The sequence below is a fragment of the Enterococcus sp. DIV0970a genome (assembly GCF_051711265.1).
GTDB lineage: Bacteria > Bacillota > Bacilli > Lactobacillales > Enterococcaceae > Enterococcus_D > Enterococcus_D casseliflavus.
Genome location: NZ_JBIOMF010000001.1, coordinates 3,039,524 through 3,057,562 on the forward strand (window position 1 = coordinate 3,039,524; position 18,039 = coordinate 3,057,562).

Here is an 18,039-nt window from a genome sequence, read left to right on the forward strand (position 1 = left end):
TTTTTTGCTGTCGCTTCTGCTAGTTTGGCTCTGTTTTTGAAGCAAAAACCACTTTGATTCCAAAGTGATCGCTGACGATCGGAGTACGCGTTCCGTCAAAAACCACTTCATATTCCGTTGCTTGCAGGTCATTGGATGCAAAAACATAATCGATCCGCAATGCTTCTCGATTGTCTTGCCAACCATCAATGGCTTTAACGACAGAGGCTTCACCGATCGTTTCGGCAGCCGTTAAAAAGCTGTCTTGCAGCTGTAAGGAGCTGTCAAGGACGAGTTGATGACCAGAACTGGCCGCATCGTTGTTGAAATCTCCTAGAATCAATAAGGTATCTGACCGTTCTGCTAAAAATGCTTCTGTCTGTTGCCACTCGTAGGCAAATTTACCGTCTTGCCACCAAGAAAAGTGACAGCTAACGACTTGTACGATCTGTCCATCGGCTTCAGTCACGCCGCTCAGGTTTTTGCGCGTGGTATGATCCCAGACATCCGTGGCTTGTGAAGCAAGATATTCTTTGGCAATGATGGGCTGTTTGGACAATAAGGCATTGCCTTCGTGGTAAATGTCATAGCCTACGTGACTGTAGGTCCATGACCAGTAGTAATCACAGTCTAACAGTTGCAGTTCTTCCACTAGGCGTAAAGCAAAATTGTCCTCCTTGATTTCCACCAGCGTATCTGTGGGGCAATATAGCCCATCAGGAACGATGGCTTGAGCAGCGATCGTTTGGTTGACTTCTTGCAAGGCGATGATGTCATAGTCGCCTGTTGCAATCTCTTGTGCGATCATTTTGCATTTTTCTAGCTGATTTTCTTCTAACCAGCTATGGGTGTTCAATGTTAATACCTTCATGAATAAGGCTCCTTCTCTCGGTTTGCTTGTACGATTCCTTTTAAAAATAAAAGAGAGCGGGTCAACAAAAGAGTCGACCCGCTTGTCATTTTATTATAGTTTTACGATTCCAACAACTGCGGCTGCTTGTTGCTTGCCGATTTGGGTCAATTCAAAGGAATCGATTTGATTGCTGTTGGTCAACACTACAACGATGGTGGTGTCTTTGCCAGCAGCACTTACTGCAGCGAGATCCATCTCCGCTAACTTGTCACCCGCCGCCACTTGTTGTCCTTCAGTGACAGCTACCGTAAAGGGGGCACCGTTTAAGTCAACGGTATCTAAGCCCATGTGAACCAATACTTCGATGCCTTCATCAGAAAGCAAGCCAATAGCATGTTTCGTTGGGAAGATGTTGGTGACTTTCCCGCTGATTGGTGCGACAACTGTCGTCTGCTCTGGACGCACGCCATAACCGTCACCCATCATTTTTTCAGCAAACACTTGGTCTTTGACAGAGGTGATCGGCATCACTTCTCCAGTGGCAACGGCAGCTAGTTCAGCTGTCACGCCTTGGCTTTGGTGGGTAGTGGTTTCTACTGGTGCTTGACTAGCCGTCGGTTCGGGAATCGTGACACCAGAATCTAAGATATCTTGAATGTCTGATTTTAAGACATCTGCTTTCGGTCCATACACTGCTTGCACACCGTTGTCTTTTACGATCAAGCCTAAAGCCCCTGCGGCTTTCCATGCTTTTTCATCGCCGACCGCTTCTCGATTTTTCACAGAGACCCGTAAACGGGTCATACATGCATCAACGTCGGCGATATTTTCACGTCCGCCTAATAAATGAATGATTTTCACGACTTGCGAATCTGGGTTCAAATTTCCATCCGCCGAAGCTGTTGCTGGCGCATCGCTGGCTCCTTCTGTTTCGTAGTTGCCGTTTCTACCTGGTGTTGCAAAGTTGAATTTTTTGATCAAGAAGTTGGCCAAGAAATACATCCCAACACCAAAGACGATGGTCACTAACACAAAGTTGATCAAATCTTGTCCTAAGCCGGCATTGATCGCCATTGGGGTACGGGTCAACAACTCGATATTCCCAAAAGAGTGGACCCGTAAGTTGACGATATCCGCCATCGCAAACGCCGCCCCTTGTACGACTGCATAAACGATGTAAAGCGGTACGGCAGCAAACATAAACATGAACTCCAACGGTTCCGTTACCCCTGTCAAGAAGACAGCGATAGCAGCTGATAAATACATAGAGGTATATTTGTGCCGTTTGTCCGCATCGACATTGCGATACATGGCATAAGACAAGCCCATCAAGATCCCAGATGAACCAATCATTTGTCCAACTTTAAAGCGGGCAGGAACAAAGTTTTCCAATAAAAATTGATATTGTGACGTATCGCCAGCATTGCGCATGTTCACTAGATCCGTTGCCCAAGCAAGCCATAATGGGTCTTGTCCAAAGACTTGGGTGCCGGCTTGTGCGCCAGAAAGAATCGTGTAAGTTCCACCTAATTCGGTGTAATTGATCGGGATCGTCAACATGTGATGCAGCCCGAATGGTAAGAGCAGCCGCTCCAAGGTTCCAAACAAGAACGGTGCTAAAACGGGCGCACTTTCTTGTGATTGCGCGATCCATAAACCGAAGTTGTTGATGCCTGCCTGAATGTAGGGCCAAACGATCGATAACACTAATGCGACGACTACTGAACGGGCGATCACTACGAAAGGTACGAAGCGTTTGCCGTTAAAGAAGGAAAGCGCATCCGGTAATTTGCGGAAATTATAGTATTTGTTGTAAGCTGTTGCTCCCACAAAACCGGCGATGATCCCAACAAAGACACCCATGTTCAAAGCAGGTGCTTCTAATACACTAGTAAAGAAGCCGTCGATCATGATCTTCGTCCCAAATAACGTATGGGTAAAGGCACCTTCTTCGGTTAACATCGCGCTCGTCACGCCAAAGATCGAACCAGTGATTCGGTTGATCAAAATAAAGGCGATCCCAGCAGCAAATGCCCCACCAGCTCGCTCTTTTGCCCAACTACCACCAATAGCTAATGCAAATAATAAATGCAAGTTACCAATAATTGCCCAACCAATGTTTTCAATGACGCCTCCTGTAGTGATCAAAAATGCCCAGTCGGCATTGATCATTGGGATCGTTTTCCCAATACTGATCATCAAACCAGCAGCTGGCATAACAGCGACAACCACCATTAGCGCTTTTCCGAATTTTTGCCAAAATTCGAAGCTCAATAATTTTTTCATCTTCCTTCTTCCTTCCCTGAATCGATTTACGCAATCGGTTTCTTAATGATTTCATTCTAACGGAGAAAAAAGATTTTGTAAACCCAGAAATATCAAAAGGGATTCTATTCGCTTTTCACCTTTATATAACTGAATCTCTCTTTCTCGATGTTTCCTAATAGGAAATTCTTTAAACGCAACAACTTTCACTTGACGATGCAATCGTTTGCGCTTATGATAGAGATATCAAAAAGATTCTGGAGGGACTTTCATGAAAAAAATCCAACGATTGTTCGAGATCGATCCATGGAAAATCGCGACATCTACCTTAGATAAAGAAAATCGTCGACTGCAAGAGTCGCTAACAAGTATCGGGAATGGCTACATGGGAATGCGCGGCAACTTTGAAGAACAATACAGCGGCGATCATCACTTAGGTACTTATATCGCTGGTGTCTGGTACCCAGACAAAACCCGTGTCGGCTGGTGGAAAAACGGCTACCCTGACTATTTTGGCAAAGTGATCAACGCGGTCAACTTTATTGCAATGGACCTATTTGTCAATGACCAATTAGTCGACTTAGCAAAAATCAGCCCAAGTGACTTCCGTTTAGAACTAGACATGGAAACCGGGATTTTACGCCGCAACTTTACTGTCACTTTGGCAGGCGCCACCGTAAAATTCTCTTTTGAACGCTTCTTGAGCATCGTAAAACGTGAACTTGCCCTCATTAAGATGGACGCTGAGATCATTGAAGGCGACGCTGAGATCAAAGTCGTTTCTAAACTAGATAACAATGTCCATAACGAAGACAGCAACTACGACGAACGTTTCTGGGAAGAATTGGCTCATGGCCAAACCGAAACCTTCCATTACTTGACCACTCGGACTGTAGAAAATAATTTTGACATTGAACGCTTTACTGTCACTTCTGCTATGCGTCATAGCCAAACACCGATCGATTCCGTGAAAAGCGAGCTTTGCGTTGCTGATACCTTTGCCTTTTCTGGAACAGCCGGTGACACCTTCTCATTGATCAAAGAAGTCTTGATCGTTACGAGTCGTGATGTTCCCGCTCATGATCATCCAGCAAAAGTCACCGAATTAGGCACTTTATACAAAGCAGATTATGATGCGTTGCGTGCAGAACAAGTTGCTGCTTGGAAAGCCCGCTGGGATTTAGCTGATGTGATCATTGAAGGCGATGCTGCGGCGCAACAAGGGATTCGTTTCAACCTGTTCCAATTGTTTTCAACCTATTATGGCGAAGACGAGCGCTTGAACATTGGACCGAAAGGCTTTACTGGCGAAAAATATGGCGGTGCGACTTACTGGGATACCGAAGCCTATGCAGTTCCATTATATTTGGCATTAGCAAAACCAGAAGTGACCCGTAACTTGTTGAAATACCGTCACAACCAATTGCCGCAGGCCCATATCAATGCGCAAAAACAAGGCTTAGCAGGTGCCCTTTACCCAATGGTGACCTTCACTGGGATCGAATGCCACAATGAGTGGGAGATCACTTTCGAAGAAATCCACCGAAATGGTGCCATCGCTTATGCCATCTACAACTATACGAATTATACTGGCGATACAAGTTACCTGAAAAAAGAAGGATTAGAAGTGTTAAGTGCGATCTCACGTTTCTGGGCAGATCGTGTCCACTATTCGAAACGCCAGCAAAAATACATGATCCATGGCGTTACAGGACCAAACGAATACGAAAACAATATCAATAACAACTGGTACACCAATAAAATGGCTACTTGGGTCTTAGCTTATACCTTAGCCAGCTATGAAGCCTTCAAAGACGAAGCGACTGTCACGATCTCTGACGAAGAACAAGCCAAATGGCAAGACATCATCGACAATATGTACTTCCCAGAAGACCAAGAGCTTGGAGTCTTCGTCCAGCATGATACCTTCTTAGACAAAGACTTGATGCCCGTTTCCGATCTTGATCCAAAACATTTGCCGTTGAACCAAAATTGGTCGTGGGATCATATCTTGCGCTCTTGCTTTATCAAGCAAGCCGATGTTTTGCAAGGTATCTACTTCTTCGGCGATCAATTCAGCAAAGAAGAAAAACAACGGAACTTTGATTTCTATGAGCCGATGACAGTGCATGAATCTTCCCTTTCTCCAAGTATCCATGCGATTTTAGCAGCGGAATTAGGCATGGAAGAAAAAGCGTTGGAAATGTATGAGCGGACTGCTCGTCTTGATTTGGACAATTACAACAATGATACCGATGATGGCTTGCACATCACTTCTATGACCGGCAGCTGGTTAGCGATCGTTCAAGGTTTTGCTCAAATGAAAACCGATCACGACCACTTAGGGTTTGCGCCATTCTTACCTAAAACTTGGAGCCGCTATGCCTTCCACATCAACTATCGTGGACGTCTGCTCTTTGTTTCCGTCAATGACTCGACGGTGACATTGAAGAAAATCAGCGGTGAGGCATTGCCAATCAAGTTGTATGGCAAAGACTATGTTTTAGAAGACGAAATCAGTGCAGCGATCAACTAAACAAGCCTTCTGAAAGAAGAAATGTCTGCATTTCTTCTTTCTTTTGATTGGCTCTACCCTTGTGCCGACACTTTGTGATACTATAAGCTAAAAAAGGAGGGAAATCAGTGAGCATTACGGTCAAAGATGTCGCCAAAAAGGCTGGCGTCGCTACATCCACGGTTTCTCGTGTCGTAAACGATCATCCCAGCATTTCTGAAGATACCAAGAAGAAAGTGCGCAAAGTAATGGCAGAAATGGGCTATGTCCCCAATCTTGCGGCTCGAAATCTCGGCAAACAGATATCCAGTGCCATCGGCGTGATCTTGCCGCCTCTTGATTCGAAAGAACGACTAGGAAACCCCTTTTATTTAGAAACGATCGAAGCCATCAATGAAGAGGCCCGCCATCATCAAATGACGGTTGCCGTTGCCTCCGCCCGTGACTTTGCTACATTACTAAAAAACGTGGAACGGATGCACCTGCAAAAACAAGTAGATGGCTTTATCTTGGTCTATTCCGATGAAAAAGACCCCATCATCGACTATCTGGTCGAAAAAGAAGTCCCTTTTACTTTGATTGGTCAACCATACAGCAATGAAGACAAAATCGTTTTTGTCGATAATGACAACCAGTTGTTAGGCAAGCAAGCAACCGAGCATCTGATCGCCCAAGGGCATACGAAGATATTATTTGCTACCAATACGACCCATGAAAACCTGTATTTCGAGCGTTTCTTCGGCTACCAAAAAGCCATGATGCTGGCAAATCTCCCCTTTTATCCAGCATTGACCTTTGAAAAAGCGGAAGATTACGTCACGTTTGAAGAAACGATCAAAGAATCCCAAGCAACGGCCATCGTCGTGATCGATGATCTGTTCGCTGTGCGGATCATTCAATTAGCGACGATGTATGGCTACAAAGTCCCCGACGACTTATCCATCATCAGTTTCAACAATTCGATCTTTGCTACTTTGACCCATCCGTATTTGACTAGTATCGATATCAACGTGTTGTCCTTAGGAAAAATCGCTACCGAACGGCTGATGGCGCAATTGAATCATGAAGATTCAAACGGCGTACAGCTGGTCGTACCACATAAGCTGATCAAACGAGAAACGGTCTTAAACCGAAACCAGTTGAACTGATCCGCTGGGTCTGATCCACTTCCCCTTACATGCAAAAGCACCCGCTGTCCCTAAGGATAGCGGGTGCTTTTCATATTTTTATTTATACTCTTTGCTTTCCAGGCGGAACAATGGACTCATTGGTGTATTTTCGTGGATACGGCGAACGGCTTCCCCCATCAATTCGGCACAAGAAATGTAGTGCAGTTTTTCTGGATGGCGTTCTTCGCTGGTCCAACAAGAATCGGTGACACAAATACTTTCAATCGCTGATTGATCCAAAATTTCTTTAGCAGGCGGCGAAAGCAAGGCGTGAGAGACACATGCATACACTTCACTGGCACCAGCTTCCTTCAACAAGTCTGCCGCTTTTGCCAATGTATGGCCGGTATTTAAAATGTCATCAACCAAAATACATTTTTTCCCAACGACATCACCGATCACATAGCCGCCATCGGCTTCATCTTGATCGACGATCGCGATCGCTGTATCTAAATATTCTGCCAAACTACGGGTCCGTTGGACACCGCTGTTTTTTGGTGAAACCACGACATAGTCGTCACCCGTCATTTTTTGTTCGCGATAGTAATGGGCAAACAATGGGATCGTAAAGAGATTATCCACTGGGATGTCGAAAAATCCTTGAACTTGGACGGCATGCAGATCAAGCGTCAAGATTCGAGAAGCCCCTGCTTCCACCAGCATATTGGCAATCAATTTTGCAGTGATCGGCTCATGCGGGTTGGCGGTTCGGTCTTGCCGTGCATATGCATAATAAGGCAAAACGACATTGATGGTCTTCGCACTAGCCCGTTTCATCGCATCGATCATGATCAATAGCTCTAAATAGTGATCATTGACGGGTTCATTCGTCGATTGAATGATATAAATATGGTCGCCCCGCACACTTTCTTCGATATTGATGGCAATCTCTCCATCACTAAACTGTGTCACTTTTGACTTCCCTAGTTCTGTACCGAAAACTTTCGCAATGTTTTCTGCTAATGGTAAATTTCCATTTAAACTAAAAATTTTCAACGAACTATCTTTATAACTTTCGCCCATGATTGCCTCCAATGAATGTGGTTGTTTTCTTCTATTCTAGCACAAAGTGACTGTTTTTTTAACCGTCTCGTTCAAGGAAGTGTGACGGTACCGTTTACCCAACTGGCGGGAATCACTTTTTTGTAGTTGCCCCAGTTGTCATGAACTTTAAAATAACGTTCTCCGCTGGCGGTTTCAGCGTAGGCGTAAGCCACGACCCAATGATTGCCATATGTGCTACCAAAAGGCTTCAAAATACCGATGATAACCGGTTTGCCTTCGTCGATTCGTTTGCACGCTCGATGCCAACCGCCAACAACGGTCGCACGTCCGCGGTAAGGCAATTGGAATTGATCGAAAAACCGAGTCAAACCATGACTGACTTGCCAAGCGATCGTCGGCAACCCATGAGGCTGAATCAGCACCCGCAGCATTTCCGTCACTACTGTCAGATCCCGCTGTTTTTTTCGGCGAAACGCTTTCGGGATGATCGTTTCATCGATATAATCTTGATAGTAGGCCAAAAAGACGGCTGCCGCATAGGTGCCGCATAAATACCCTGAAGGAGTGACCCACTGCTTATACGGACGAAACCGCTCTTCGGCGATCCCTTTCCACTCTACTTGTTCCATCTCGTTCACCTGCCTTTTTTCTTATTATACCTTAGATTCTCCTCCTACTTGGATCAAAACCCTTTTTCGTCTAGAAAACTTTTCTTTGCGTCCTTACAGATTTTGTTTCATAATAGTAGAAAGCGAGAGGAGCGAAAGACATGACAACCTTGTTAAAAGATGATTTTTATGACTATGTAAATGGCGAGTGGCTGGAGACCGCTGTTATTCCAGCAGATAAACCCGCTACGGGTGGATTCCAAGATCTCGTTGACGGAATCGATTCCTTAATGATCGCAGAATTTGAAAATATGGCACACGATCCCCATGCTACGCCAAAAGGCCGCATGAGGGATGCTGTGGCTTTTTACCGCTTAGCCAGCGATTTTGCCCAACGAGAGGCAGCTGGCGCTACTGAAGCAAATGCACTATTAGCAAAAATCGAAGCGTTGCGTTCTTATGAGGAATTGAATCAGCAACTGGCAAGTTTCGTTTTAGATGGCATTGCCTTGCCTTTCCAACTAGATGTCGATGCAGACATGAAAAATGCGCAAATGAATACTTTGTCGGTCTATCCGCCTGCTACTATTTTACCGGATAAAACTTATTACACAGAAAATCCCCAAGCAAGCGAAATGCTGCAAGTCTACTTTGAGATGGCCGTCAACGTTTTAGTTGCTTATGGAAAAGACCAAGCAGAAGCGGAATCGCTGGTAGAGCAAGCGATCGCTTTTGATAAATTGATCGCCCCTCACGTCCGCAGTGCGGAAGAAAGTGCGGATTATAGCAAAAATTACAATCCTCGCTCCTTGGAAGAATTTGCAAAGCAAGCCAGCAAGATCGATTTTACACAACTCTTGACGGCCCTTTTACCAGGGACACCAGAAGAGCTGATCGTAACGGAACCCGCTTACTTTGAAGCCTTTGACATTATTGTTTCTGATAGCCATTTTGAACTCTTGAAAGGCTGGATGATCGTCAACCAAAGCTTGCGCTATACTAGCTATCTGAGTGAAGAATTGCGTCAGTTAGGCGGAACCTACAGCCGCTACTTATCAGGGATCGATGAAGCGGCTCCCCAACAAAAAGCGGCTTATTACTTAACGATGGGTCATTTTAGTCAAGTGATCGGTGATTATTATGGACGCAAGTACTTTGGGGAAACGGCGAAAAAAGACGTCAAACACATGGTGGAAACAATGATTGCTGTCTACCAAGATCGTTTGCGCAACAACACGTGGTTAAGTGAAGAAACCCGCCAAAAAGCGATCATCAAATTGAATCGTTTAGGCATCCATATCGGGTACCCTGATCAAGTTCCTGCCATTTATGACCAATTGCATACCGATGAAGAGAAAAGTCTGCTGGCAAATGCCCTGCATTTCAATCGTTTGTTCCGAGAAGATGCCTTCAAAAAATGGCAGCAGCCCGTGGATCGCGAGGAATGGGAAATGTCCGCCGCTACCGTGAATGCCTACTATCACCCATTTAAAAACGTGATCGTTTTCCCAGCGGCAATCTTACAAGCGCCCTTTTATAGTTTGGAGCAATCCACCAGCGCAAATTATGGGGGGATCGGCGCGGTCATTGCTCATGAGATCTCCCACGCCTTTGACAACAACGGGGCAAAATTTGATGAATATGGTAATTTAAACAATTGGTGGACAGAAGAAGATTTGGCCCACTTTGAACGCTTAGCTCAAGCGATGATCGACGAGTTTGATGGCCTGCCCTTTGCCGGCGGTACCGTAAATGGAACGTTGACTGTTTCTGAAAACATCGCCGATGCAGGCGGACTAAGCTGTGCGCTAGAAGCAGCGCAAAAAGAAAGCGACGTTTCTTTAGCAGACTTCTTCACCAATTGGGCAAAGATCTGGCGTACAAAAGCCAAAGAACAATACCAACAGCTCTTACTGTCGATCGATGTCCACGGACCAGCGAAACTACGTGCCAATATCCAAGTCCAAAACATCGATGAATTCTATACAACCTTTGATATCAAACCTGGTGACCCTATGTATCGTGCACCAGAAGATCGTGTGCAGATCTGGTAAACAAAAGCGCAAGCAGATTTTTCTGCTTGCGCTTTTTCTTAGCCAATTGTTTATTTCTGCAAAGCTTTTTTCATCATACTGATCACAGAGTCGAATTGGGAATGCTCATTGACGACTTGATCGGCTTTTTGTCGATTGGGGCGGTCTTTTAGAAAGTCAAAGATTTGGTTTTCATTCTGGATGCCTAATTTAGCCATAAACTCATCCAAGTTCTGAAAATCCGTATACTTTTGTAAGAAGTCATTGTTCAACAACGCCTTTACATCAAGATCCCCTTTTTGATACGCTTGATAAAGGCTAGTCAGTTCACTGAAACTGAAATTTTCTTTTAATTGATCCATCCATCCCATTTATGCTTCCTCCTTCGCAGAAATGATTTTCGCGCCCAGGGTATTTTCAAAATGGCGTAGTGCCCATTCATGTCCGACCGCGTCAAAGCTGGCAACGGTATCTGCATCGATCACCAGTTGGTAGCCTAAATTATAGGCATCCACTGCTGTATGCAAGACACAGATGTCGGTACAAACGCCGGTCAGGTACAATTCCGTGATCCCTCTTTCCCGCAGTCGGATGTCCAAGTCGGTACCGCTAAAGGCTGAGTAATGGCGCTTGTCGATCCAATAGACATTTGGCGCTTCCTGATAGTTTTCATATAGCGGGGCTAAACGACCATAAAGATGTCGCCCCGCACTGCCCGCAAGATTGTGGGGTGGGAACAAGCGGTTTTCAGGATGATAGTTGTCTGTTTCCTCATGACGATCGATGGCAAAAACGACAAATTCACCAGCTTCGATAAAGGCTTGCGTCCGAGCCACTAAGGCAGCTTCAATCGCTTGCCCAGCAGCACCCGTGGTCAATCGTCCCTCATCTGCAACAAAATCAAACGTATAATCAATGGATAGTAATGCTCTCATGCTTCCTTCCTCCTCTTACGGATCGGCTCTCCTGTTTTTTAAGTTACTTTAATGTTTCAACGAATGCCAAGACCATTTCAGCGGAACGCTTGCCAGCTTCTAAGATAAACTCATCAAAAGAGACGGTTGCTGCGTGGTCGGCGGTGTCGCTGATCGCGCGCACGATCAAGAAAGGAATATTGAATTGCTGCGCGGTCTGTGCGATCGCGGCGCCTTCCATCTCACAAGCCAAGGCATCTGGAAAATGTCCTAAAATCTCTTGTACTTTTTGCGGGTCATGAATGAAGCTGTCACCGGTAACGATCAGTCCCTTTTTCACGGTATGATGAGTCGCTTCTGCGGCTTTCGTCATCTCACTGATCAAATAGCGGCTGGCTTCATAATACAAAGGCATCCCGCCAGGCAGCTGGCCATAATCATATCCAAAGCCCGTCACATCGACATCAAAATAGGCCACTTTATCTGAAATCACTAAATCCCCTACTTGTAAGCCGGCACCGATCCCACCAGCTGATCCAGTATTGATCACCATATTGACCCCGTATTGTTGGATCAATAGACTAGTGGTGATCGATGCCAGAACTTTGCCGATACCTGAACGAACGACGATCACTTCATGATTGCCGATACTTCCTGAAATAAATAGTGCGCCGCCGCGTTCCCAAGAAAGCGGTGAAATCAACTGTTCCCGCAACGCCTTGATTTCTTCCTCCATTGCACCAATAATACCAATTTTCATGTGTTTGCCTCCTACTTCTCGTTTATTTTTCATCCTTTAAAATGAAAAACAACAGAAATTCCCACGTATCTACTGACGTGTTTTTCTCCTTTCATGATAAACTAGTTTTGACGAAACGAACAGTTTTTTGTCATTATAAAAGGAGGCACTTATGTCTGAAATTTTCAACGCCATGGCAGCAAAATACGATACCCCTGAACGGATCGCGTTAGCACAATTAGTCACCCAAACCCTTGAACCTTATTTTAAAGACAACCAGCATCAAACTCTGATCGATATCGGCGGCGGTACCGGCCTAGTAAGTCTGCCCTTAGCAGCTTATATCCAGCACTTAGCCATCTGGGATACTGCCCCTAACATGATCGAGGTTTCTGAAAAAAAAATCAACCAACTGCAGCTGGCCAATGCTTCTGCAACTGTCCACGATCTGCTGCAAGAATCCTTACAAGCAAAAGCAGACGCGGTGCTGCTATCTCTCGTCTTGCTGCATATTCCTGACACAGCCGCTATGATGGAAAAACTATACGCCTTGCTACAGCCAGGAGGAACCCTTTATCTAGTGGATTTCCTCAAAAATCCCGCCGTGTCTCACCCGCTGGTTCATAATGGGTTCGATCCTGCCGCATTGACTCAACTGGCAGAGACGACTGGGTTTACTGCCACTTCCTTTACCGTTTTTCATGAAGCGGATCATTTGTTCATGAATCAGCCAGCGGCCATGTTTTTAGCTATTTTGAAAAAGCCGACCGAATAACAAAAAAAGCCGCACTTGCAGAAGATGCAGGGGCGGCTTTTTCTTAGTACTAGAAGAATCACAACAAAAAGATCGCCAAACCGACGACGACTAACAATAAAGTGACGATCACAATGGCTTTCATTAAAAAACGGTTCAGATCCCGAGATTTTTGGTTCTCACCGGCACGGGTCTTCGTGATTTCTTTGTTTTTCTTGCGCACTTTTCGGTAGTGGTTATCAATTTGTTTTTCTTTTTGTTTCCATTCTTTCTTGCTTTGCTTTTCTACGATTTGCTGATTGCGTTCAGCTGCCGCTTGTTCTTCTTCGCGTCTGCGTCGAAGCTCACTGCGGGTGATCAATGGTTCTTTAGGCAAGTCCGTTCCTCCGTTTCAATTCCAGCAACTCCCAAAATTGGATCGCAAACACGGTCTTCGCATCACAGATCGTTCCATCAGCGATAGCGGCTTGTGCTTGCTCTAAGGTCAATTCATAGACTTCCAGCACTTCATCTTCGTCTTGCGGTAAGGGATTTGTCACTTTTTCCAGCTCTTTGGCATAATAGACGTGCAAGAGCTCATTAGCAAAGCCTGGTGAAAGGTACATAGAAGAAACGTGCTCCAGCGTTTTTGCACGATAGCCGGTCTCTTCTTCTAATTCCCGGGCGCCAGTCAAATCTGGACGAGCGCCTTCTCCTGGATCGATTTTTCCTGCTGGTATCTCTAAAATCACTCGCTCTAACGGTTTTCTGAATTGGCGAACGAACAGCATTTTGTTCTCACTTGTCAAGGCGATCACGGCAACACCACCAGGGTGAAAGACTAGTTCGCGTTTACTGGTCCCGCCATTTGGCAAGGAGACATCATCAACGACCACATCAATGATCTTGCCATGGAAAATTTCATTCCGTTGGATCGTTTTTTCTTCAAAATCTTTAAATTCTAACATCTATCGACACCTAACTTTCCTCATACGTCTTATCTATCAAACACTTTAGCATAATTTAGAAAAAATATCTTCTTAAGAAATAGCAAGAAAGCTTATGAATTTACTAAAAATCGGAAAATCCACCCCAAGTCTGATATTTTTCTTTTAGTGAACATGCTAAAATAAAGATGTCGAATAACCCAATCTACTTGTCCAAGAGATTTTTAGGAGGAGGAAAAATGAAAAAAAACATCTGGCTGATCGTTGGTGCGATCGTCCTCATCAGTATTATTTTTAACGTAGTAGGCGATTCATTTGCGAGCCTATTATTAATCGTCGGTGCAATTTTAGTCTACGTCGGTATTAGAGGGCGTAAAGTTCCAGCAGCCGATCCACAAGTTTTGCCTTCTTTAACTAGAGAACGAGAAGCCCATTACTTGAAAAGCGGAATGACTGCTCGTGAGATCGAATTGTTCCGTGAAACGATGAATCAGACGAAACACCAAATCGATAAATACCAAAAAAATATCACTAGCAATAACAAGTTAAAAGCCATTGACTTGCGTCACGATGCCTTGCGTGCCTCAAAAGCTCTTTTCAAAGAACTCGTGAAAGAACCGACCAAACTGCCTTTGGCAAGTCATTTCCTTTATACCCACTTGCCCAACATGGTCGATTTGACCGATAAGTTCATTGAAATCAATAGCCATGAGATCAAAAGTCGTGAGACCTATGATAAAATCGAGGAAAGCACCCAAATCATCGAGCAAATGGCTTCCTTGATCGCCAAAGACTACTCCCAATTTGTAGCAGACGATCTTGATGACATGGATGTTGAGTTATCCATTGCCAAACAAAGCATAAAACGAGATAATGAATAGGGATAGATTCTGATTGGCAACAAGAAAAGAATCTAAAAAAAAATCTAGCCCAGGCTAGATTTTTTTCGAAAGCAGACAATTATTAGGAGGAGTTATTATGAGTGAAACACCAAATCAAGTAAAACCCGTAACGGATACGCTTGACGATTTATTGAACAACCCATTTTCAACCCCTGTCGACACTTTGACCACCACTCAACAAGCGGAAATCAGTCAGCTGAAAGAACAGCAAACGGCACCGCGTTTGATTGATAAATTACCGCCAGAGCGTCAAGCACAGGCCCAAGAATTAGCCAGCAAGATCGATGCGACCGACCAGCAAGCGGTCATCACCTATGGTGCAGCTGCCCAAACCAAACTTGGAGAGTTTTCCCAATCCATGTTGAACCATGTCCAAGCAGCTGATATCGGCCCTGTGGGCGACTCATTGACGGAGTTGATGTATCGCTTGCAAGAAGCCAATCCAGACGAACTGCGTGCAGGGGAAGGCAACTTATTCAAGCGGATGTTTGGTAAAGTAAAACAATCCATTTTTGAAATCACCGCTAAATACCAAAAAATCGGTGCCCAAATCGACAAGATCGCCGTCAAATTGGATAAAGAAAAAGACGGTTTACTAAAAGACAACATGATGTTGGAACAGTTGTATCAAAAGAACAAAGATTACTTTGATGCATTGAACATCTACATTGCCGCTGGCGAGTTGAAGATGCAAGAATTGCAAACCAAAATCATTCCTGAAGCCATGAAAAAAGCAGAAGAAACGAATGATCAAATGGACGTACAGATCGCCAACGATTACACGCAATTTCTTGATCGTTTAGACAAACGGACTCATGACTTGCGCTTGGCACGTCAAATCACGATCCAACAGGCACCGCAAATTCGCCTGATCCAAAACACGAACCAAGCGTTAGCAGAAAAAATCCAAGCTTCTGTCAATACAGCGATCCCACTATGGAAAAACCAAGTGGTCATTGCCTTGACTTTATTGCGTCAAAAAGATGCAGTTACGGCACAACGCCAAGTTTCTGAGACCACCAATGATCTATTGAAGAAAAACTCAGAAATGTTGAAAGTTTCTGCTATTGAAACAGCGAAAGAAAACGAGCGCGGCATCGTCGATATCGAAACATTACAAAAAACACAAAACGACCTTGTGGAAACGATCCAAGAAACATTACGGATCCAAAAAGAAGGAAAAGAAAAACGTCGTGCTGCCGAAGTGGAATTGGGTCATCTAGAAGAAGACTTGAAAGACCGCTTATTGGATTTAACCAGCAACAAGTAAATTTCACCTATCAAAAGAGGACTTCCATTCACGGAGTCCTCTTTTTTTGAAAAATTTTATTTAAGTGAAAGCAGCGATCAAATCTCAATGAAATGAAACTTCAAAGTGATTGACGCCGTCTTGATCCACCGTCAAACTGATTTGCGCCTGCAGCATTTCTGTGATGGCTTTGGCGATGGCTAAACCTAACCCATAGCCACCGTCTTGATGGTTGCGAGAAGGATCCCCGCGGTAGAAGCGATCAAAGACATAGGGAATTTTTTCTTCAGGGATCGGGCAACCACTGTTGGACACTTGCAGCACCGTTTTTCGTTGGCGTTCCACGAGAGCCACTGTGACGATTTCTCCAGTAGGTGTATATTTCAAGGCATTGTCTACCAAAATCATGGTCAATTGCCGTAAGGCTTGCTCATTGCTTTCAAGACTCACCTGTTTAGCGATCTGTTCCTGATAGTGGATCCCTTTTTCCAGCGCAATGGCCTCCATGCTTTGATAAACACTTTGCACGACTTGGCTGGCATCGATCACCGAACGCACGACTTCTTGCTCGGCACTTTCGAATTTGGTCAGCATCAATAAGCTATTTACTAGCTCATCCATCCGTTCGGAACCTAACTGGATGTTTTCCAGCCATTTCATTTGGCTTTCCAAGGTTTCTTCTGGACTGCCAGCTAATACCTCAGCATTGACTTGAATGATCGCCAGTGGTGTTTTCAACTCATGGGAAGCGTTAGAGACAAACTCTTTTTGTTTGCGCCAAGCCAGCTCAACTGGTCGCAATGCCCGATTGGCGACATAAAAGCTAGCGATATAAATACTGACTAAGGCTAAGACCCCGATGAGCAAAAGCGTGGTTCTTAAGTTGCTTAGACTAGTTTTATAGTCGGTGACATCAAAGAACAGCACTTGATAAAATGGCTCGTAATTATTGATACTGGTGGAATATTCCCCCGTCGAATCATGATTGATCGAATAATGACTAATGGAAGTCACCAAAAAGAGCGCATACCGCCAGTCTCGGTCATTTACCTTCACTTCATTGGGAATCTCCTCTTGTTTCGTTGCGGCATCGACCAAGGCTTCATAAAGATCACTCTCATCGACACCCTCATCAATACTTTGGATCACGACATCCATTTGATCCACGTCGACTAGAGCGATCTCTCTGAACTCACTGGTACTATTCGTGATGGTCAATATCATTGGATACTCTGGGTCTGTCAGTGACTGTCGGGCCTCCTCCTCATCCAACGGTACCGCAGCTAAGGTGTTGGCTTCTTGCGAGATCAATGATTGGATCTCGTTTTCAATTTGGGTGGCATTCAAAATATAGATAAAGGTAAAAGCACCTAAGACAATGATTGAGATCAACACCATATTGAACCACAGCATTTTATTCCGTAATTTTTTTAACATGGCGGCTCCTTGCTCTGCAAAATATACCCCGCATTGCGGATCGTACGAATGCCGATATCCGCTTCTAGCAGCGTCAGTTTTTTTCGCAGCAAAGATACATAGATCTCAACACGGTTTTCTTCCACATCGGGATCAAAGCCCCAAATCTTATTGATGATAGTTTCTTTTGATAAAATCACTTTAGGTCTGGCTAAAAATAGCTCCATCAGTTTCATTTCTTTTGGTGACAGCACCACTTGATTGGTCGTTGTAGTCAACTGCAGCTCATTACGCGCCAAGACCACGTTGCCAAAGGCTAACTGGTCTTCTTGATAATCCAAGTCTTTTCTTCTACTTAATGAACGAATCCGTGCCAGCAGCGCTTTCATTTGAAAGGGTTTCGTCAAATAATCATCTGCCCCTGCATCTAAGCCGAGTACTTTGTCATCGACTTCGCTTTTGGCCGTCAACATAATAATCGGCGTGCGAATATTTTGCTTGCGTAACGTCTTTAGTAATGTGATCCCATCGATTTTTGGCAGCATGATATCCAAAACGAGAAGGTCATACACCCCACTTGCTGCGTAGTCCAACCCAGTCTCGCCATCATACGCCAAATCAACGGAATAATGCTGTTTTTTCAATAAGCTGGCAATCGCTTCTGCGATCGATGGCTCATCTTCTACAAATAAGATCCGCATCGGTCAGTCCC

General features: G+C 44.6%; 17 protein-coding genes. 6 read left to right on the top strand and 11 right to left on the bottom strand.

Annotated elements, in window-relative coordinates; translation table 11 throughout:
• Positions 1–19: 19 nt before the first annotated feature.
• Together IGK14_RS14685 and IGK14_RS14690 are read right to left on the bottom strand one after the other, a co-directional pair.
• Complete coding sequence (locus IGK14_RS14685) at positions 20–850, bottom strand: endonuclease/exonuclease/phosphatase family protein (RefSeq protein WP_010749063.1); 831 nt, start codon at positions 848–850, stop codon at positions 20–22.
• Positions 851–943: 93 nt separating this feature from the next.
• A complete protein-coding gene (locus IGK14_RS14690; RefSeq protein ID WP_010749062.1) occupies positions 944–3,118 on the bottom strand; it encodes a PTS transporter subunit IIBC in 2,175 nt (724 codons plus the stop codon).
• A 250-nt stretch (positions 3,119–3,368) separates the two neighbouring features.
• Here IGK14_RS14690 and IGK14_RS14695 point away from each other — a divergent pair, with 250 nt between their 5' ends.
• Both IGK14_RS14695 and IGK14_RS14700 read left to right on the top strand, forming a co-directional pair.
• Complete coding sequence (locus tag IGK14_RS14695; protein WP_142962452.1) at positions 3,369–5,633, top strand: glycoside hydrolase family 65 protein; 2,265 nt, start codon at positions 3,369–3,371, stop codon at positions 5,631–5,633.
• Between the two features lie 107 nt (positions 5,634–5,740).
• A complete protein-coding gene (locus IGK14_RS14700) occupies positions 5,741–6,760 on the top strand; it encodes a LacI family DNA-binding transcriptional regulator (RefSeq protein ID WP_005227844.1) in 1,020 nt (339 codons plus the stop codon).
• Between the two features lie 78 nt (positions 6,761–6,838).
• On the opposite strand, the gene IGK14_RS14705 is transcribed toward IGK14_RS14700, so the two are convergent.
• Together IGK14_RS14705 and IGK14_RS14710 are read right to left on the bottom strand one after the other, a co-directional pair.
• Positions 6,839–7,804, bottom strand: coding sequence for a ribose-phosphate diphosphokinase (locus tag IGK14_RS14705; RefSeq protein WP_010749060.1), 966 nt, complete (start codon positions 7,802–7,804; stop codon positions 6,839–6,841).
• Between the two features lie 71 nt (positions 7,805–7,875).
• Positions 7,876–8,415, bottom strand: coding sequence for a C39 family peptidase (locus IGK14_RS14710; RefSeq protein ID WP_438712541.1), 540 nt, complete (start codon positions 8,413–8,415; stop codon positions 7,876–7,878).
• 140 nt (positions 8,416–8,555) lie between these two features.
• On the opposite strand from IGK14_RS14710, the gene IGK14_RS14715 reads away from it, so the two are divergent.
• Complete coding sequence (locus tag IGK14_RS14715; protein WP_010749059.1) at positions 8,556–10,448, top strand: M13 family metallopeptidase; 1,893 nt, start codon at positions 8,556–8,558, stop codon at positions 10,446–10,448.
• Between the two features lie 50 nt (positions 10,449–10,498).
• Here the strand turns inward: IGK14_RS14715 and IGK14_RS14720 are convergent, their stop codons facing one another.
• The 3 genes from IGK14_RS14720 to IGK14_RS14730 are packed head-to-tail and all read right to left on the bottom strand — an operon-like array spanning position 10,499 to position 12,101.
• Positions 10,499–10,798, bottom strand: a complete 300-nt coding sequence (locus IGK14_RS14720; protein WP_438712543.1) for a hypothetical protein — start codon at positions 10,796–10,798, stop codon at positions 10,499–10,501.
• On the bottom strand, positions 10,799–11,362 hold the full coding sequence (locus IGK14_RS14725; RefSeq protein ID WP_010749058.1) for a cysteine hydrolase family protein: 564 nt from the start codon (positions 11,360–11,362) through the stop codon (positions 10,799–10,801).
• A gap of 43 nt (positions 11,363–11,405) precedes the next feature.
• Entirely contained in the window at positions 11,406–12,101 is a 696-nt protein-coding gene (locus IGK14_RS14730; RefSeq protein WP_010749057.1) for a 5'-methylthioadenosine/adenosylhomocysteine nucleosidase, read from the bottom strand.
• A 151-nt stretch (positions 12,102–12,252) separates the two neighbouring features.
• On the opposite strand from IGK14_RS14730, the gene IGK14_RS14735 reads away from it, so the two are divergent.
• Positions 12,253–12,855, top strand: a complete 603-nt coding sequence (locus IGK14_RS14735; protein ID WP_010749056.1) for a class I SAM-dependent methyltransferase — start codon at positions 12,253–12,255, stop codon at positions 12,853–12,855.
• A gap of 58 nt (positions 12,856–12,913) precedes the next feature.
• Here IGK14_RS14735 and macP read toward each other — a convergent pair whose 3' ends face one another.
• On the bottom strand, positions 12,914–13,210 hold the full coding sequence (gene macP, locus IGK14_RS14740) for a cell wall synthase accessory phosphoprotein MacP (protein ID WP_005227820.1): 297 nt from the start codon (positions 13,208–13,210) through the stop codon (positions 12,914–12,916).
• A complete protein-coding gene (locus IGK14_RS14745) occupies positions 13,203–13,781 on the bottom strand; it encodes an NUDIX hydrolase (RefSeq protein ID WP_005227818.1) in 579 nt (192 codons plus the stop codon). Before IGK14_RS14745 ends, macP begins: the two co-directional genes overlap by 8 nt.
• Before the next feature lie 218 nt (positions 13,782–13,999).
• Here IGK14_RS14745 and IGK14_RS14750 point away from each other — a divergent pair, with 218 nt between their 5' ends.
• Positions 14,000–14,641, top strand: a complete 642-nt coding sequence (locus IGK14_RS14750; RefSeq protein WP_010749055.1) for a 5-bromo-4-chloroindolyl phosphate hydrolysis family protein — start codon at positions 14,000–14,002, stop codon at positions 14,639–14,641.
• A 97-nt stretch (positions 14,642–14,738) separates the two neighbouring features.
• On the top strand, positions 14,739–15,932 hold the full coding sequence (locus IGK14_RS14755; protein WP_005227814.1) for a toxic anion resistance protein: 1,194 nt from the start codon (positions 14,739–14,741) through the stop codon (positions 15,930–15,932).
• Between the two features lie 84 nt (positions 15,933–16,016).
• On the opposite strand, the gene IGK14_RS14760 is transcribed toward IGK14_RS14755, so the two are convergent.
• Positions 16,017–17,348, bottom strand: coding sequence for a sensor histidine kinase (locus IGK14_RS14760; RefSeq protein WP_010749054.1), 1,332 nt, complete (start codon positions 17,346–17,348; stop codon positions 16,017–16,019).
• Positions 17,342–18,028 (bottom strand): response regulator transcription factor, encoded by a 687-nt coding sequence (locus IGK14_RS14765; RefSeq protein WP_438712546.1) that lies wholly within the window; start codon positions 18,026–18,028, stop codon positions 17,342–17,344. The genes IGK14_RS14760 and IGK14_RS14765 overlap by 7 nt, the downstream gene beginning before the upstream one ends.
• Between the last annotated feature and the right edge of the window lie 11 nt (positions 18,029–18,039).

Excerpts from the sequence above, each read along its gene's own strand:
- IGK14_RS14695 (WP_142962452.1), top strand. The coding sequence starts at position 3,369 with ATGAAAAAAATCCAACGATTGTTCGAGATCGATCCATGGAAAATCGCG.
- IGK14_RS14685 (WP_010749063.1), bottom strand. The coding sequence starts at position 850 with ATGAAGGTATTAACATTGAACACCCATAGCTGGTTAGAAGAAAATCAG.
- IGK14_RS14760 (WP_010749054.1), bottom strand. The coding sequence starts at position 17,348 with ATGTTAAAAAAATTACGGAATAAAATGCTGTGGTTCAATATGGTGTTG.
- IGK14_RS14745 (WP_005227818.1), bottom strand. The coding sequence starts at position 13,781 with ATGTTAGAATTTAAAGATTTTGAAGAAAAAACGATCCAACGGAATGAA.
- IGK14_RS14725 (WP_010749058.1), bottom strand. The coding sequence starts at position 11,362 with ATGAGAGCATTACTATCCATTGATTATACGTTTGATTTTGTTGCAGAT.
- IGK14_RS14735 (WP_010749056.1), top strand. The coding sequence starts at position 12,253 with ATGTCTGAAATTTTCAACGCCATGGCAGCAAAATACGATACCCCTGAA.
- IGK14_RS14765 (WP_438712546.1), bottom strand. The coding sequence starts at position 18,028 with ATGCGGATCTTATTTGTAGAAGATGAGCCATCGATCGCAGAAGCGATT.
- IGK14_RS14750 (WP_010749055.1), top strand. The coding sequence starts at position 14,000 with ATGAAAAAAAACATCTGGCTGATCGTTGGTGCGATCGTCCTCATCAGT.
- IGK14_RS14755 (WP_005227814.1), top strand. The coding sequence starts at position 14,739 with ATGAGTGAAACACCAAATCAAGTAAAACCCGTAACGGATACGCTTGAC.
- IGK14_RS14690 (WP_010749062.1), bottom strand. The coding sequence starts at position 3,118 with ATGAAAAAATTATTGAGCTTCGAATTTTGGCAAAAATTCGGAAAAGCG.
- IGK14_RS14715 (WP_010749059.1), top strand. The coding sequence starts at position 8,556 with ATGACAACCTTGTTAAAAGATGATTTTTATGACTATGTAAATGGCGAG.
- IGK14_RS14705 (WP_010749060.1), bottom strand. The coding sequence starts at position 7,804 with ATGGGCGAAAGTTATAAAGATAGTTCGTTGAAAATTTTTAGTTTAAAT.
- IGK14_RS14720 (WP_438712543.1), bottom strand. The coding sequence starts at position 10,798 with ATGGGATGGATGGATCAATTAAAAGAAAATTTCAGTTTCAGTGAACTG.
- IGK14_RS14710 (WP_438712541.1), bottom strand. The coding sequence starts at position 8,415 with ATGGAACAAGTAGAGTGGAAAGGGATCGCCGAAGAGCGGTTTCGTCCG.
- IGK14_RS14730 (WP_010749057.1), bottom strand. The coding sequence starts at position 12,101 with ATGAAAATTGGTATTATTGGTGCAATGGAGGAAGAAATCAAGGCGTTG.